This window comes from Pseudonocardia sp. ZF1, from assembly GCF_056835605.1.
In genome coordinates this window covers 773,248-788,365 of record NZ_JAJNBY010000001.1, presented here as the reverse complement: position 1 = coordinate 788,365, position 15,118 = coordinate 773,248, and the positions used below count along the sequence as shown (strand labels likewise).

15 protein-coding genes and 1 pseudogene are annotated in these 15,118 nt (G+C 75.7%); 9 read left to right on the top strand and 7 right to left on the bottom strand.

Annotation, left to right across the window (positions count from 1 at the left end):
- Nucleotides 1-35: 35 nt before the first annotated feature.
- Nucleotides 36-740, top strand: coding sequence for a mycothiol-dependent nitroreductase Rv2466c family protein (locus ZF1_RS03970; protein ID WP_346101738.1), 705 nt, complete (start codon nucleotides 36-38; stop codon nucleotides 738-740).
- Nucleotides 741-762: 22 nt separating this feature from the next.
- Nucleotides 763-1,449: an SGNH/GDSL hydrolase family protein gene (locus ZF1_RS03965; protein ID WP_253068904.1), complete on the top strand. Its 687-nt coding sequence runs from the start codon at nucleotides 763-765 to the stop codon at nucleotides 1,447-1,449.
- Nucleotides 1,450-1,455: 6 nt separating this feature from the next.
- On the opposite strand, the gene ZF1_RS03960 is transcribed toward ZF1_RS03965, so the two are convergent.
- On the bottom strand, nucleotides 1,456-2,655 hold the full coding sequence (locus ZF1_RS03960) for an MFS transporter (RefSeq protein WP_482636499.1): 1,200 nt from the start codon (nucleotides 2,653-2,655) through the stop codon (nucleotides 1,456-1,458).
- 139 nt (nucleotides 2,656-2,794) lie between these two features.
- On the opposite strand from ZF1_RS03960, the gene ppk2 reads away from it, so the two are divergent.
- The 5 genes from ppk2 to ZF1_RS03935 all read left to right on the top strand — a co-directional run bounded on the left by ppk2 (nucleotide 2,795) and on the right by ZF1_RS03935 (nucleotide 8,547).
- Nucleotides 2,795-3,592 carry a polyphosphate kinase 2 gene (gene ppk2, locus ZF1_RS03955; protein ID WP_482636498.1) on the top strand — a complete coding sequence of 266 codons (798 nt, stop codon included), beginning with the start codon at nucleotides 2,795-2,797 and terminating at the stop codon, nucleotides 3,590-3,592.
- Nucleotides 3,593-3,683: 91 nt separating this feature from the next.
- Nucleotides 3,684-4,778 (top strand): SDR family oxidoreductase, encoded by a 1,095-nt coding sequence (locus ZF1_RS03950; RefSeq protein WP_482636497.1) that lies wholly within the window; start codon nucleotides 3,684-3,686, stop codon nucleotides 4,776-4,778.
- 25 nt (nucleotides 4,779-4,803) lie between these two features.
- On the top strand, nucleotides 4,804-5,361 hold the full coding sequence (locus ZF1_RS03945) for a TetR/AcrR family transcriptional regulator (protein WP_179761107.1): 558 nt from the start codon (nucleotides 4,804-4,806) through the stop codon (nucleotides 5,359-5,361).
- A gap of 44 nt (nucleotides 5,362-5,405) precedes the next feature.
- Nucleotides 5,406-6,158, top strand: a complete 753-nt coding sequence (locus tag ZF1_RS03940; protein WP_161151229.1) for an FkbM family methyltransferase — start codon at nucleotides 5,406-5,408, stop codon at nucleotides 6,156-6,158.
- Nucleotides 6,159-6,207: 49 nt separating this feature from the next.
- Nucleotides 6,208-8,547 (top strand): CDP-alcohol phosphatidyltransferase family protein, encoded by a 2,340-nt coding sequence (locus ZF1_RS03935; protein ID WP_482636496.1) that lies wholly within the window; start codon nucleotides 6,208-6,210, stop codon nucleotides 8,545-8,547.
- A gap of 4 nt (nucleotides 8,548-8,551) precedes the next feature.
- Here the strand turns inward: ZF1_RS03935 and ZF1_RS03930 are convergent, their stop codons facing one another.
- On the bottom strand, nucleotides 8,552-9,220 hold the full coding sequence (locus ZF1_RS03930; protein WP_357437644.1) for a RibD family protein: 669 nt from the start codon (nucleotides 9,218-9,220) through the stop codon (nucleotides 8,552-8,554).
- Nucleotides 9,221-9,312: 92 nt separating this feature from the next.
- On the opposite strand from ZF1_RS03930, the gene ZF1_RS03925 reads away from it, so the two are divergent.
- Nucleotides 9,313-10,293: a zinc-dependent alcohol dehydrogenase gene (locus ZF1_RS03925; protein ID WP_357437646.1), complete on the top strand. Its 981-nt coding sequence runs from the start codon at nucleotides 9,313-9,315 to the stop codon at nucleotides 10,291-10,293.
- Here ZF1_RS03925 and ZF1_RS03920 read toward each other — a convergent pair.
- Complete coding sequence (locus ZF1_RS03920) at nucleotides 10,287-10,937, bottom strand: GTP cyclohydrolase II (protein WP_073577782.1); 651 nt, start codon at nucleotides 10,935-10,937, stop codon at nucleotides 10,287-10,289. The genes ZF1_RS03925 and ZF1_RS03920 overlap by 7 nt on opposite strands.
- Nucleotides 10,938-10,949: 12 nt before the next feature.
- Here ZF1_RS03920 and ZF1_RS03915 point away from each other — a divergent pair, with 12 nt between their 5' ends.
- Complete coding sequence (locus tag ZF1_RS03915) at nucleotides 10,950-11,693, top strand: creatininase family protein (protein ID WP_073577781.1); 744 nt, start codon at nucleotides 10,950-10,952, stop codon at nucleotides 11,691-11,693.
- Nucleotides 11,694-11,756: 63 nt separating this feature from the next.
- Here the strand turns inward: ZF1_RS03915 and ZF1_RS03910 are convergent.
- From ZF1_RS03910 to ZF1_RS03895, 4 genes and pseudogenes are all read right to left on the bottom strand, one after another.
- A pseudogene (locus tag ZF1_RS03910) lies at nucleotides 11,757-12,587 on the bottom strand (lysylphosphatidylglycerol synthase domain-containing protein); the annotation flags it as partial.
- An 8-nt stretch (nucleotides 12,588-12,595) separates the two neighbouring features.
- Complete coding sequence (locus tag ZF1_RS03905; RefSeq protein WP_379673746.1) at nucleotides 12,596-13,420, bottom strand: class I SAM-dependent methyltransferase; 825 nt, start codon at nucleotides 13,418-13,420, stop codon at nucleotides 12,596-12,598.
- Between the two features lie 41 nt (nucleotides 13,421-13,461).
- Nucleotides 13,462-14,526 carry a glycosyltransferase family 4 protein gene (locus tag ZF1_RS03900; RefSeq protein WP_357437652.1) on the bottom strand — a complete coding sequence of 355 codons (1,065 nt, stop codon included), beginning with the start codon at nucleotides 14,524-14,526 and terminating at the stop codon, nucleotides 13,462-13,464.
- The gene (locus ZF1_RS03895) at nucleotides 14,523-14,921 is read right to left on the bottom strand and encodes a 6-pyruvoyl trahydropterin synthase family protein (RefSeq protein WP_073577581.1); all 399 of its coding nucleotides are present in this window, start codon (nucleotides 14,919-14,921) and stop codon (nucleotides 14,523-14,525) included. Before ZF1_RS03895 ends, ZF1_RS03900 begins: the two co-directional genes overlap by 4 nt.
- Between the last annotated feature and the right edge of the window lie 197 nt (nucleotides 14,922-15,118).

Sequence of the window (15,118 nt, the reverse complement as noted above, 5' to 3'; positions counted from 1 at the left end):
GGCACTGCAGGCACCCCGAACGGGTACCCGGTGGGATGAGCGACGAACTCGAGTTCTTCTTCGACCCGATCTGCCCGTTCTGCTGGGTCACGTCCCGCTGGGTGGTGGAGGTGGGCCGTCGTCGCGAGCTGGCGGTGCACTGGCGCCCGTTGCCGCTGGCGATGCTGAACGAGGGCATCTCCTACGAGGAGCGGCGGAAGGTCTCGGAGTCCTACCCGGACTCCCACCTCCGCGGCCTGGAGATGCTGCGGGTGATCGCCGCGGCCGAGGCGGTGGCGGGCCCCGGGGTCGTCGGGGACCTCTACACCCGGTTCGGCGAGCTGGTGTGGGACTCCCCCGCACCCGACGGCGAGGGCTTCGACCCGGTCATGCGCGTCATGGCGCAGCAGCGGGACCTGCGTCCGGTGCTGGAGGACCTCGGCCTGGACCCTGCCCTGGCCGACGCCGCGACGGGCACCGACCTCGACGAGGGCCTCGCCGCGAACGTGGCGGAGGCCCGGCGGCGGTGCGGCGACGACGTCGGTACCCCGATCCTGTCGTTCTCCCCGCCGGACGGGCCGGCCCTGTTCGGGCCGGTGATCGACTCCGTGCCGTTCGGCGAGGACGCGCTGCGGCTGTGGGACGCGACGTACACCCTCGCCACCTGGCCCGGGTTCGCCGAGCTCAAGCGGAGCCTGCGGTCGTTCCCCGACACCCCGCTGACCGCGCGGATCGCGCACGGGGAGACGACGGTGCGATGACGGTCTCTGCTTCACTGGGGACGTGACCGACGCGGGCGATCTCGGCTTCTCCAACCGGACCGGGCGCCCGCCGGGCCGGGTGATCACCGCGGTGTCCCGGTTCGTGCCCGCGATCCGCCGGGTGCAGCAGCAGATCGAGCCCTACGCCGCGTACTGGGAGCAGCGCAACCGCACCGAGCTCGCCCGGACCGGGCCGCTGTGCGTCGCGCTGGGCGACTCGATGGCCCAGGGCGTCGGCGCGTCGGCCCCGGAGTGCGGCTGGTTCGGGCAGCTGGTCGGGCTGCTGCCGGGCTGGCGCACGGTCAACCTGTCCCAGTACGGCGCCCGCGTCGACGACGTCCTCGACGCGCAGCTCCCGGCGGCGCTGCGGCTGCACCCGGACCTGCTGCTGTGCCTGATCGGGTCGAACGACCTGATGCAGCCCAAGCACCAGGAGGGCGTCGGGAGCCGGTACGCGGCCCTGCTCGACCGGCTCCCGCGCGGCACGGTCGTCGGCAACCAGCCGGGCACCTTCGCCGCGGCGGTGCAGGTCAACGGCCTGATCGACGACGCCGTGCGGCGCCGCGGGCTGGTGCTGGCCGAGCTGCGGGACCCGCGGACGCGGCACTGGCGCGGCAAGCTCGCCTCCGACCGGTTCCACCCCAACGACCGCGGCTACGCCGCCATCACCGAGGTGTTCGCCGAGGCGCTGCGTCGCGCCGGGCACTGAACCCCGTCACACCGCCGCGGCGACCGCGCGCGCCCGGGACGCCGCCGTCCGGTCCCCACGCCCGGCCGGCACCGCGACGACCAGCCCGACCACGGCCAGCCCGGCCGCGACGACGTTCGGCGAGGCGTAGCCGAACCCGGCCGCGATCACGATGCCGCCCAGCGCGGCCCCGATCGCGTTGGCGACGTTGAAGGCGGCCTGGTTGGCCGCCGAGGCCAGGTTCGGCGCGTCACCGGCGCCGCTGATGATCCGCAGCTGCACCGCCGGGACCAGCGCGAACGTCGTCACGGCGAAGGCGAACAGGGCGACGACCGCGGTCGCCTGGTTCTGCAGGGCAGGCACGAACAGCAACGCGACGACGGCGTCGGCGACGAGTGCGCCGTAGATCGTCGGCATGGTCGCGATGTCGGCCAGGCGGGCGCCGACCAGGTTCCCGACGGTCATGCCGACGCCGAACAACGCGAGCAGCAGCGTGACCTCGGTCGGGGTGAACCCGGCGACCTCGACCAGCATCGGGGTGATGTAGCTGTAGGTGCTGAACAGCGCGGCCCCGCCGACCGTCGCGACCAGCAGCGCCGTCCACACCGGACGGTGGGTGAGGGCGCGCAGCTCGGCGCGCAGGCGCACCGGGGTGGCGTCGCGGACGTCGGGGACGCAGGCGGCGACGGCCACCGCGGCGACCGCGGCGATCACCCCGACGACGCCGAACACCGGCCGCCACCCGAACTGCTGGCCGAGCAGGGTCCCGGCCGGGACGCCCGCGACGTTGGCCAGGGTCAGCCCGGCGAACATCGTCGCCATCGCGCGGGCCCGGCGGTCGGCGCTCACGAGCCCGCCCGCGACGACGGCGCCGATCCCGAAGAAGGCGCCGTGCGGCAGCCCGGCGAGGAACCGTGCGGCGAGCACCGGCAGGTAGCCGGGCACGACGGCGGACAGCACGTTGAACGCGGCATAGCCGGCCATGAGTCCGATGAGGACGTGCTTGCGCGGGAACCGGTTCGCCGCCGCGACCAGCAGCGGGGCCCCCACGACGACGCCGACCGCGTACGCCGAGATCAGCCGGCCCGCGTCGGGGATGCCGACCGCGAGCCCGCCGGCGACGTCGGGCAGCAGGCCCATGATCACCAACTCGCCGGTGCCGATGGCGAAGGCGCCGACGGCGAGTGCGGCGAGCGCGAAGGCGGGACGGGTGGTGACGGCACGCATCGGGTGCCTCCTCCGGGGAGTGGCGGGACAGGGAGGCGGCGTCGTCGTCGCGAATAAAAACGCTAGACGAGTAAATAGGCGACGCGCCAGCCCACCGCGCTGTCCGCCACGTCACCCCGCCTTCTGGTTGGCTGGGCCGGTGAGCACCCCGAAGCTGCCGCGCAAGGTCTACGACGCCGAGCTGCTCCGCCTGCAGGGCGAGCTGCTGCAGATGCAGGAGTGGGTCCGGGCGTCGGGCGCACGGGTGGTCGTTGTCTTCGAGGGACGCGACGCCGCGGGCAAGGGCGGGGCGATCCAGCGGGTCACCCAGTACCTCAACCCGCGGTTCACCCGGATCGTCGCGCTGCCCGCGCCGACCGAGCGCCAGAAGGGGCAGTGGTACTTCCAGCGCTACGTCGAGCAGCTGCCCGCGGCCGGCGAGATCGTGCTGATGGACCGGTCCTGGTACAACCGCGCCGGCGTCGAGCGGGTGATGGGGTTCTGCACCGAGACCGAGTACCGCCGCTTCCTGCGCCAGGCGCCGGTGTTCGAGAACATGCTCGTCGAGGACGGCATCCACCTGCGCAAGTACTGGTTCTCGGTCAGCGCCGAGGAGCAGGCGCGACGGTTCGCCGAACGGCTGGAGAACCCGCTCAAGCAGTGGAAGCTCTCGCCGATGGACCTCGAGTCGATGACCCGCTGGGACGACTACTCCCGCGCCCGCGACGACATGCTGATCCACACCGACACCGAGTCCGCACCGTGGTGGATCGTCGAGGCCGAGCAGAAGCGCAACGCGCGGATCAACATGATCCACCACCTGCTCGGGTCGATCCCCTGGGAGCCGGTGGCGCGACAGGTGCTGACGCTGCCGGACCGGAAGCCGTCGACGGGCTACGAGCGCCCGCCGCGCGAGGTGCAGCGCGACGTGCCCGACCACGCGTCGACGCTGATCTAGGTCACACCCACCCGGACGGTACGGCCGGTACCGGATACCGTCCCGACGAGCGACGATGCGGCACGGACGCCGCGCGAGAGGCGGTGCACCCGTGGGTGTCGTGCTGTTCACCGGGTTCCCGGGGTTCCTCGGGTCGGCCCTGCTGCCGCGGACGCTGCGCCGCGCGCCCGACGCGCGCGCGGTCGCACTGGTGCAGGCGAAGTTCCTCGACCAGGCCCGCACGACGCTGGCCCGGATCGAGCGCGAGGCGCCGGAGATCGCCGGGCGCACCGACCTCGTCGTCGGGGACATCACCGTCGACGGGCTGGGACTGGAGCAGGTCGAGCGCGAGCGCCTGCTCGGCGGACCGCTGGAGATCTTCCACCTGGCCGCGGTCTACGACCTCTCGGTGCCGGCGGACGTCGCCTGGCGGGTGAACGTCGAGGGCACCCGGCACGTCGTGCGGTTCGCCGAGGCCGCGTCGCAGCTGGTCCGGCTGCAGTACGTGTCGACCTGCTACGTCTCGGGCCGCTACGACGGCATCTTCTCCGAGACCGACCTGGAGCTCGGCCAGCCCTTCGCCAACCACTACGACCACACCAAGCACGAGGCCGAGCGCGTCGTGGCGAAGGCCCGCGACGCCGGCCTGCCGGTGTCGGTCTACCGGCCCTCGGTCGTCGTCGGGGACTCGGTGACCGGTGCGACGCAGAAGTTCGACGGCCCCTACTACCTGCTCCAGCTGCTGGCCCGGCAGGGCCGGACGGCGTTCGCGCCGCTCCCCCGCGCCGCGTCGCGGACCCGGTTCAACCTGGTGCCCTCGGACTACGTCGTCGACGGGATCGCCGCGCTGGCCGGGCACGGCCCGGCGGTGAACCGGACGTTCGCGCTGGCCCAGCCGGCCCCGCCGACGGTGACCGAGATGTGCGAGGTCTTCGCCGACCGGCTCGGCAAGCAGCTGCGCGTGGTGCCGATGCCGGTCGGGCTCGCCGCGTTCTCCATCGACCACGTACCCGGCGTCGGACGGCTGTTCCAGGTCCCGTCGAGCACGCTGGAGTACCTGACCCACCCGTCGCACTACGACACCGACGCGACGACGGCGATGCTCGGCGGGCTCGGCGTCCACTGCCCGCCGTTCACCGGGCACGTCGACGCGATGGTCCGCTTCTTCAGCGCGAATCCGCAGGTCGGAACGGCTGCGATGGTCTGACGCCGAGAGGTCTACCGTCTCCGGCGTGGCCATCGAGCGGAACGACGTGCTCCTCGCGGCCGCGACCGTGCTCGTGCAGAACCCGGCCGCGTCGATGTCGGAGATCGCGACCGGCGCCGGCATCAGCCGGGCGACCCTGCACCGGCTCGTCGACGGCCGGGAGGCCCTGCTCTCCGAGCTCAGCGAGATGGGCGTGGAGCGCGGGATCGCCGCGATCCGGGAGGCCCGGACCGACGAGGGCGACCCGATCGAGGCGGTGCGCCGGGTCATCGTCGGCCTGCTGCCCTCGGTGGACCTGTGGGTGCTCGCCGAGCGCATCCAGTCCAGCGACGAGGTCCTGGCCCGCTACGCCGAGATGGACACCCTGCTCGTCGAGCTGTTCCGGCGCGGCCAGCGGAGCGGGGCCTTCTGCGTGACCCAGTCCGCGACGTGGATGACCGAGGCGCTCTACGCCCTGCTGACCCGGGCGGTGCTCGCCGCGCACGACGGCAGGCTCGGCCGGCAGGAGATCGTCGGGGTCACCGAGCGGACGCTGCTGGCCGGGGTCGTGGAGACCGCCGGCCGCAGCCCGGCCACCCCCTGACCGTCGAGTCCGTTTCCTCCTCGTTCGTCCACTACGCTCGGGGCGTGCTCACCCGTGCCTCCGGCATCGCCCGCTCGCTCGCGACCTACCACGGGATCCCGGGCCGGCAGCGCCGGATGCGCCGCTTCTACTCCGCGTTCCTGCGTCCCGGCGACCTCGCCTTCGACGTCGGCGCGCACGCCGGCAACCGGGTGCGTGCCTGGCGGGCCCTGGGGGCGCGGGTGGTCGCCGTCGAGCCGCAGCCGGACTTCACCCGGCTGCTGCGCCTGTTCTTCGGCCGCGACGACGCCGTGACCGTCCTGCCCCTCGCGCTCGGCGCCGCGGCGGGCACCGCCCGCCTCGGGGTCTCCCGCGCCACCCCCACCGTCTCGACGCTGTCGCAGCGCTGGCGCGACACCGTCGCCGACGACGCCGGGTTCAGCCGGGTGACCTGGGACTCCTCGATCGAGGTGCCGGTCAGCACGCTCGACGCGCTCATCGCCGAGCACGGCGTCCCGGCCTTCTGCAAGATCGACGTCGAGGGCTTCGAGGCCGACGTCCTCGACGGGCTGTCGCGCCCGCTGCCCGCGCTGTCGGTGGAGTACCTGCCCGCCGCGCACGACGCGACCCTGGAGTCGCTCGCCCGCATCGAGGCCCTGGGCCGCTACGTCTACCGCTACTCCCCCGTCGAGACGATGACCTGGGACACCTCGGCCGGTGACCGCTGGGTCGACGCCGCCGAGCTCCGCGCCCTGCTCGACCGGCGCCGCCCGCTGGGCCGCTCGGGCGACGTCTACGCCCGCCACGTGCCCGCCTGACCGCACCGCCGGGTCGCTCACCGGACAAGTCGGGCATGCTGGACACCTGATGCTCCGGAAGACCCACGGCACCGCCGCCACCGCCCCCGTCGCCCTCCAGATCGCGGCGGGCGCGGCGCTGCTCGCGGCCGTCCTCACCGTGCTCGTACCGACCACCGGCGCCGGCGCCCTGCGGGTCACCGGCGCGGCCGTCGTCGGCGCCGTCGCCGCGGCGCTGCTGCTGCGGGCCGCGCGCCGCGCCGGGGAGCGCACGCTCGGCCCGGCCGGGGTGGTCACGGTGGCCCGCGGGGCGCTCGCCGTGGCCGTCGTCGCGCTGGTCGGGCTGGACGGCGCCGGGACCGTGGCGCTCGTGGCGCTCGTCGGCGTCGCGCTCGTCCTCGACGGCGTCGACGGCCCGGTCGCGCGCCGCACCGGCACGGAGACCGCGCTGGGCGCCCGGTTCGACATGGAGACCGACGCCTTCCTGCTGATGGTGCTGTCGGCGCACGTCGCGGCGACGACCGGGCAGTGGTGGGTCACCGCGCTGGGCCTGCTGCGCTACGCCTTCGTCGCCGCCGGGCGGGTCGCGCCGTGGCTGCGCGGCGAGCTCCCGCCGCGCTACTCGGCCAAGGTCGTCGCCGCCCTGCAGGGGATCGTGCTCGTGGTGACCGCGGCCGGGGTGCTGCCCGACGCCGTCGCGCTCACCGCGGTCGGGATGGCGCTGGCTGCGCTGGTGTGGTCGTTCGGGGTGTCGGTGGTGCAGCTGTGGCGGGCCGCCGAACGGCACCCGTTCCACGCCCGCCGGGCCGGTGCCGCGCTGCTCACCACGCTCTGCCTCGCGCTCGTCGGTGGGATCCTGGTACTGCCCGCCGACCCGGCCGCCCTCGACCCGGCCGGGCTGCTGCGGCTGCCGATCGAGGCGGTCCTCGGGGCGGCGGTGCTCGCGCTGCTGCCCGGCCGGGCCCGGTGGGTCGCCGCCGCCCTGGCCGGGGCGCTGCTGGCCGCCCTCGGGCTGCTCAAGCTGGCCGACATCGGGTTCCTCGCCTTCCAGGGCCGCCGGTTCGACGCCGTGTCCGACTGGTCGCTGCTGGGCAACGCACACGACTTCCTGCAGGGCACCGCCGGCGCGGCCGGGACGGCGGTCGTGGTGCTCGCCGCCGTCGTCGCGGTGGGCCTGGTCGTGGCGACGGCCGCCGCGGCCGTCCGGCTCGGACAGCTCGCGGCCCGGCACCGGCGGGCCACCGTCGGCGTCGCCGCGCTGCTGGCCGCGGCCTGGCTCGTCGTGGGCACGGTCGCCGACGCCCGCCTGGTCCCCGGGGTGCCGGTGGCCGCCGCCGACGGCGTCGCCGAGGTCGCGCACCGTGCCCAGCAGGTCCCCGAGACGCTGCGGGAGCGCCGCGAGCTCACCGAGAGCCTGGCCCGCGACGGCTGGGACGGCGCCCCGCCCGACGCGCTGCTGTCCGCGCTGCGCGGCAAGGACGTCGTGATCACCTTCGTGGAGAGCTACGGCCGCAATGCCCAGAACGCCCCCGCGATGGCGCCCCGGATCCGGCCGGTCCTCGCCGAGGCCGACGCCCGCCTCACCGCGGCCGGGTACGGCGCGCGCAGCGGCGTGCTCACCGCACCGATCAACGGCGGCGGCAGCTGGCTCGCCCACGCGACGCTGTTCTCCGGGCTCTCCATCGCCGACCAGGGCGCGCACGACCGGCTCACCGCGTCCGACCGGCTGACGCTTCCCCGCGCGTTCCGCGACGCCGGGTGGGAGACCACCGTGATCACCCCGGCGACGACGCGGGAGTGGCCCGAGGCAGCGTTCTTCGGCCACCAGCGGGTGTACGCCGGCGACGACCTCGGCTACGCCGGCCCGCCGTTCAGCTGGTCCCCGATGCCCGACCAGTACACCCTCGACGCGTTCTCCCGGCTCGAGCTCGACCGCCCCGACCGGGGCCCGGTGCTCGGCACCGTGGTGCTGACCTCCAGCCACGCGCCGTGGTCGCCGGTGCCGCCGCTGCTGGACCCGGCCGGGATCGGCGACGGCGCCGTCTACGGGCCGTACGCCGGCGGCCAGCAGTCCTACGACACGATCTTCTCCCTGGACCGGGAGACGCTGCGCGGGGACTACCTGACCTCGCTGGAGTACGCGCTGCGCAGCGCCACCGGCTGGGTCGCCGACCGCCCGGAGGACGACCGGGACCTCGTCGTCCTGATGCTGGGCGACCACGAGCCCGGCGCGACGGTGTCCGGGCCCGGTGCGGGCTCCGACGTCCCCGTCTCGGTCATCACCCGCGACACCGACGTGCTGGACCGCATCGACGACTGGGGCTGGACGCCCGGGCTGCTCCCGCCGCCGGACGCACCGCCGTGGCTGATGGCCGAGTTCCGGGACCGTTTCCTGGCCGCGTTCTCGTGACCGGTCAGGGCGCGCGGTAGCGCAGCAGCACCAGGTCGCCCATCGGGCGTGCCTCGACCAGGGACATGCCGCGCTGCGGGCACTGCGGGAACCGGCCGTCGTGCACGAAGCGGGGGGCGCGGGCGTCACCGACGAAGAACGGCGCGACGACCACGTGCAGCTCGTCGACCAGCCCGGCGGTGAGGAACGCGGTGTGCACGCCGCCCCCGCCCTCGACCAGCAGCCGTCGCACGCCGCGGGCGGCCAGGTCGTCGAGCACCGCGCACGGGTCCGGCGGGTCCCCCGCGGCGACGACCTCGGCGGCGTCGCCGAGCAGGTCCCGCAGTGCGGGGGCCGCGTGGCCCGCGGTGAACACCAGCGGCGCGTCCCCGCCCGTGAACACCCGCGCCGCCGGGTCCAGCGAGGACCCGGTGGTCAGCACGACCCGCCGCGGCGACGGCGGGCGGCCGTCGGCGACCCGCCCGGCCCGGCGCTCCGCGCAGCGCACCAGCAGCCGCGGGTCGTCGGCGCGCACGGTCCCCGCGCCGACCAGGATCGCGTCCACCCCGGCGCGTACGGCGTCGACGCGGTCGAGGTCGCCCGCGTCGGAGAGCACCAGCGTGTCGGGACCGGCGTCGTCGATGTAGCCGTCCAGCGACATCGCGACCGACGCCAGCACGTGCGGCCGGTCCATCAGATCACCTCCACGTACCGGGCAGGCGCCCGATACGTCCGGATACTGTCGGGGCCGTCGGTGCGCCGCGCGCCGGGATCGGGGACGGTGGAGTGGGGCACGAGGCACGGGCGTTCTGGCTGGCCGCACCGGGGCACGGCGAGATCCGGACGGTGCCGGTGCCCGACCCCGGGCCGGACGAGGTGCTCGTGCGCACCCGGTACACCGCGGTCAGCCGCGGCACCGAGACCCTGGTGTTCCGCGGCGAGGTCCCGGAGTCCGAGCACGAGCGGATGCGCGCGCCGTTCCAGGACGGCGACTTCCCCGCCCCGGTGAAGTACGGCTATCTCGCGGTGGGCGAGGTCGAGCAGGGCCCGCCGGAGCTCGCCGGGCGGACCGTGTTCTGCCTGTACCCGCACCAGAGCCGGTTCGTGGTGCCCGCCGACGCGGTCACCGTCGTCCCCGACGACGTGCCCGCCGCGCGCGCGGTGCTCGCCGGCACCGTCGAGACCGCCGTGAACGCGGTGTGGGACGCCGCCCCGCTGGTCGGCGACCGGATCGCCGTCGTCGGGGCGGGGATGGTCGGGGCGTCGGTGGCCGCGGTCCTGGCCGGGCTGCCCGGCGCGCGGGTGCAGCTCGTCGACCCCGACCCGGACCGGGCCGCCGTCGCCGCGGCGCTCGGCGTCGGGTTCGCCTCTCCCGACGACGCCGAGGGCGACCGGGACCTCGTCGTGCACGCGAGCGCCACCCCCGCCGGCCTGGACCGCTCGCTGGAGCTGCTCGCACCGGAGGGCGAGGTGGTCGAGCTCAGCTGGTACGGGACCCGCTCGGTGCCGCTGCCGCTGGGCGGGGCGTTCCACAGCCGCCGGCTCACCATCCGCGCCAGCCAGGTCGGCACGGTGTCCCCGCGCCGGGCGCGCCGCGGCTACGGCGACCGGATGGCGCTGGCGCTGCGGCTGCTTGCCGACCCCCGGTTCGACGCCCTGGTCGGCGGCGACTGCACGCTCGACCAGCTGCCCACCGTGCTCGCCACGATGGCGGCGGACGGGCCGCCGTCGCTGTGCCTTCGGGTGTCGCACCACGGGGGTCAGTAGCCGGTCGCGGTGTGGCCGCGCGGCGCGTCCGGCGCGGCGTCGACCTGCGGCAGGACGTGCCCGAGCCGGTCGCGCTTGGCGGTCAGGTACCGCACGTTGTGCTCGTCGGCAGGCTCCAGCACCGGCACCAGCTCGGTGACGACGATGCCGTACCCGGTCAGCGCCTCGACCTTCGCCGGGCTGTTGGACAACAGCCGCACCCGACCGATCCCGAGGTGGCGCAGCACGACGGCGGCGGCCCCGAAGTCGCGCACGTCCACCGGCAGGCCCAGCGCGACGGCCGAGTCGATGGTGTCCAGGCCGTCCTCGTCCTGCAGCACGTGTGTGCGGATCTTCGCGAGCAGGCCGATGCCGCGGCCCTCGTGCCCGCGCAGGTAGACGATCACGCCGCGGCCCGCGCGGACGACGGCGTCGATCGCGATCGACAGCTGCGCCCCGCACTCGCAGCGCCGCGCGCCGAAGACGTCACCGGTGAGGCACTCGGAGTGCATCCGCACCAGCGGCGCCTCCACGTCCGCGGGGTCGCCGTGCACCAGCGCGAGGTGCTCGGGACCGCCCTCGTACTCGCGGAAGGCGATCGCACGGAACTCCCCGTGCCGCGTGGTCAACCGGGACTCGGCGAACTCGTGTCGGTCGTCGTACACCGTTGCTCCTCCATGATCGGGCAGGGCCGTGAGAGCCTCGCCTGCGTGAATCCCCTCCCGGTCGACACCACCGAGGACGTCCGGGAGCGAGGTGCCTCCGTGGCCCTGCTCCCGGTCGGGAGCCTCGAGCAGCACGGACCGCACCTGCCCCTGACCACCGACACCCTCGTGGCGTCCGCGGTGGCCGCCCGGATCGCGCAGACCCACCCCGTGCGCGTCCTGCCACCACTGACGATCTCCTGCTCCCACGAGCACGCCGCGTGGGCGGGCACCGTGAGCATCTCCGCGGCGACGCTCGGCGCGGTCGTCTCCGACGTCGCCGCCTCGCTGCGCGCCTCCGGCACCACCGCACTCGTCCTGGTCAACGCGCACGGCGGGAACCACGTCCTGCGCAACGTCGTCCAGGAGGCCTCGGTCGGGCCGCTGCCCATGGCCCTGTTCCCCGTCTCCGAGGACTGGACCGCCGCCCGCCGGACCGCCGGGTGCGAGACCTCGAACACCGCCGACATGCACGCCGGGGAGCTGGAGACCTCGATCCTGCTGCACACCGTCCCCGACCAGGTCCGGCCGTCGTACCGCACCGCCGACCACGTCGCCGACGAGCGGCCTCACCTGCTCACCACCGGGCTCGGGGCCTACTCCGCCGGCGGTGTGGTGGGGCGGCCGTCGCTCGCCACCGCCGACAAGGGCCGGGGCCTGCTCGACGCGCTCGTGGTCGCCTTCGAGGGGCACCTGCGGGCGCTCGCCGGGCGCTGACGGCGCGGTCTCCCGGGCCGCCCGGCGGCGCCGCAGCACCACGAGCGCGCCCGGTGCGACCCCGACGAGCGCCAGCACCCCGTAGGCGACGGCGGCGGCGAGCCCCTCGGCCGCGGGCAGTCCGACCGCGGCGAACCCGGCCGCCGCGGCCGCCTCGCGCGGCCCCCACCCGCCGACGGTCAGCGGGATCGTCATCGCCAGCAACGCGACCAGCAGCAGCGGCAGCAGGACGGTGAGCGGTGCGGTCGCGCCGGCCGCCCGCGCGGCCAGCACGAACAGCGTGAGGTGGCAGGCCAGCGCCCCGGCCGAGGTCAGCACCACCCCGGTCGCGGTGCGCGGGCGCAGCACGGTGCGCGCGTCGGCCCACACGCGGCCGAGCCGGGCGAGCAGCAGCCACCCGGCCCCGCCGAGCGCGGCCACGACGGCGACCGCGGGCAGCACCGCGCCGCCCGGGACCGCGCCGGCCGCGGCCCGCAGCAGGTCCGGCTGCAGCGCCAGGACGAGGGCGACGGCCGCCACCGCGACCAGGTGCCCCGCGACCCGTTCGAACACCACGGCCCGGACCCCGGCGCCGAGGTTCCCCTCGCTGCGCCCGTGGCTGACCGCGCGGTGGACGTCGCCGAGGACCCCGGCAGGCAACAGCGAGTTGAGAAAGGTGGCGCCGTAGCAGTCGGCCACGGCGCGTCCCGCAGTCAGGCCGAGCCCGATCGAGCGGGCGACCATCCGCCACCGCCAGGCGCTGAGCACGGTCGCGACCGCGCCGAGCAGCAGCGCGGCGACGACCGCTGCCGGCCCCACGCCGCGCAGCCGCTCCAGCACCGGCCCGACACCGACCTGCACGACCAGCGCGGCCAGCAACCCGGCCCCGGCGAGCAGCCGCAGGGCCGGACCCACCCGGCGTCTCACGGCCGCTCCCCCGGGACCACCAGCAGGTCGATGTGGCCGACCGACACGGTGAGCTCCCCCGCGTCGAGGGCGCGCTCGCGCCGGTCGCGGTAGGCGCCTGCGTGTGCGGCGAGGCCGGGACGCTGCGCGCACGCCGCATCGAGCCGTCCGGCCAGCCACTCGCGGAGCAGCGCGGGCCGGTCGGGGCCGAGCCGCCACGGCGAGTCGGCGGTGCGGACCCGCGCGCCGTGCCGGGCGAACGCGGCCGCCGCGGCGGCGGGGGCGTCCGGCCCGAGCATCCGCCGACCGTTCTCGTCGCGGCGCTGGTGGTCGTCGAAGGCGGCGCCGATCTCGGCGTCGAGCGGGTCCTCGGGGTGCAGCCGGACCCGGCCGGACACGGTCAGGGTGAACAGCACGGGGCAGCCGGCGGCGGTGCAGGCGGCGGCCAGGGCGTCCATCTCGTCGGCGGTGAGCAGGTCGAGCAGCGCGGAGGCGGTGATCAGCGACGTCCCGGCCAGCGCGTCGGCGCCGAGCCCGGTGAGGTCGCCGGGTCCGGCTTCACCGGTCACACCGCCGGGTAGCGACGCGACGGCGTGGGAGAGCACGACGGGGTCGCGGTCGTGCAGGACCCAGTGCTGGCCACCGGGCCGGGCGAGGTGCGGGGCGAGCCAGCGGCCCATCGACCCGGTGCCGCAGCCGAGGTCGCGCACCAGCAGCGGACCCGGCGGCAGGAGGTCGCGGACGGCGTCGGCGAGCGCGGTCGAGCGGGCGTCGGCGTCGGCGGGCTCGCGCAGGGCGAGCCACTCCGGCGGGCAGACCGGGTTGCCCGCCGCACCCTGGATCGGGACGGCGGTGTGGTCGATGCCGCGGTCGGCGGCGGCGCTCACGGCAGCACCGCGCCGAGGGCGCGGGCGGTGTCGGCCCAGCCGTCGAGCCGGTCCCTGCGTTCCCGGGCGGCGGCGCGCAGGTCCGCCCGCATCCCCGGGTCGGTCAGCCAGGACCGCAGCGCGCCGGCCAGCGCGTCCCGGTCGCCGGGGTCGACGAGCAGCCCACCGTCGCCGAGCGCCTCGGGCACCCCGCCGACCGCAGCGGCGATCACCGGGACGGCCCGGGCCAGCGCCTCGGTGACGACCATCCCGTAGCTCTCGGTGCGCGAGGGCAGCACGAGCAGGTCCGCGGAGGCGTAGGCGGCGTCGAGGGCGGGGCCGGTCAGCGGGCCGGTGAGGGTGATCCGCCCGGCCAGGCCGTGCCGGTCCACCGCCGCGCGCACGGCCGCGGTGTGCGCGGGGACGCGGTCGAGCGGCCCGGCCAGGCGCAACGTCCACTCCCGGTCGGCGACGCGGGCGAGGGCCTCGACCAGCAAGTCGTGGCCCTTGGTCGGGGTGAGCGCCCCGACCGCGAGCAGCCGGGTACCGGCCGGGTGCGCGGACGTCATCGGGGCAGGGTCCACCCCCGGCGACGCGACGTGCACGCGGGCGAGGGGCAGCTGGTGCAGACGGACCACCCGCCGTGCCGTCCATCGGCTGGTGGTGACGACGGCGGCTGCCGCGTGCAGCGCCGCGCGCTCCCGGGCCCGGCGGTCCGCGACGACCGCCGCGGCGAGCCCGTGCTCGTCGCCCAGCGGCAGGTGCACCAGGACGACCACGCGTACCCGGCCGGTGTGACGGGCGAGGACCCCCGGCGCGGCACAGGCGACGAGCCCGTCGAGCAGCACCGACCCGCCGTCCGGGACGCCCGTGAGCGCCGCGTCGAGCCGCTCGAGGGCGGCCCGGTCCGGGTCCGGCCAGCCGCCCACGACGGCGATCTCCCGCACGGGACGGTCGAACGCGGCGCAGACACCGCGGTCGTAGCGGTTCCCGCCGCTCGGCGAACGCGGGTCGTCGATCCCGGCGGGGACGACGACGTGCACCGCACGCCCCGTGGTGCGGGGCGGTGCGGGAGCCGTCACAGGTCCCGCTCGTAGCTCGCCCACGCGACGTGCGACTCGTGCAGCGTCACCGTCACGCCGGTCAGCCCGCCGGCGTTGCCGCCGAGCTTCCCCGCGCCGATGCGGTCGGCGAGCCGGTCCGCGATCGCCCGGGCCAGGAACTCGGTGGTCGTGTTGACGCCCGCGAACTCGGGGTGGTCGTCGAGGTCGCGGTGGTTGAGGTCGGCGAGCGTCTCCGCGAGCTGCGCGGTGGCCAGCCCGATGTCGACGACGATCCCGTCCGGGTCCAGCTCAGGGCGCCGGAAGGTGGCGTCGACGAGGAAGGTCGCGCCGTGTCGCTGCTGCGCCGGTCCGAAGACCTCGCCGCGCAGGCTGTGCGCCACCATGACGTGGTCCCGGACGGTGATGCTGAACAATCGGTCCTCCTGCGTGCGGCGCCCCCTGAACCGGATGTCCAGATCAAAAGCGGGCAATGTTCATGAAACCACCATGCGGGCGACGCAGCGACCGAGCCGCGTCACGGGGTGGCCCGCGCTGGTCACGCGCATGCGCCCGGCTGCTGCGACCTGTCACCGGTGCTGCCCCGAGCGAATGAGGCGTGACACACGATGGT

What these genes read in the sequence shown, in the direction of transcription:
- ZF1_RS03915 (WP_073577781.1), top strand. Translation starts at nt 10,950, where the DNA reads ATGATCGGGCAGGGCCGTGAGAGCCTCGCCTGCGTGAATCCCCTCCCG.
- ZF1_RS03935 (WP_482636496.1), top strand. Translation starts at nt 6,208, where the DNA reads ATGCTCCGGAAGACCCACGGCACCGCCGCCACCGCCCCCGTCGCCCTC.
- ZF1_RS03960 (WP_482636499.1), bottom strand. Translation starts at nt 2,655, where the DNA reads ATGCGTGCCGTCACCACCCGTCCCGCCTTCGCGCTCGCCGCACTCGCC.
- ZF1_RS03970 (WP_346101738.1), top strand. Translation starts at nt 36, where the DNA reads ATGAGCGACGAACTCGAGTTCTTCTTCGACCCGATCTGCCCGTTCTGC.
- ZF1_RS03930 (WP_357437644.1), bottom strand. Translation starts at nt 9,220, where the DNA reads ATGGACCGGCCGCACGTGCTGGCGTCGGTCGCGATGTCGCTGGACGGC.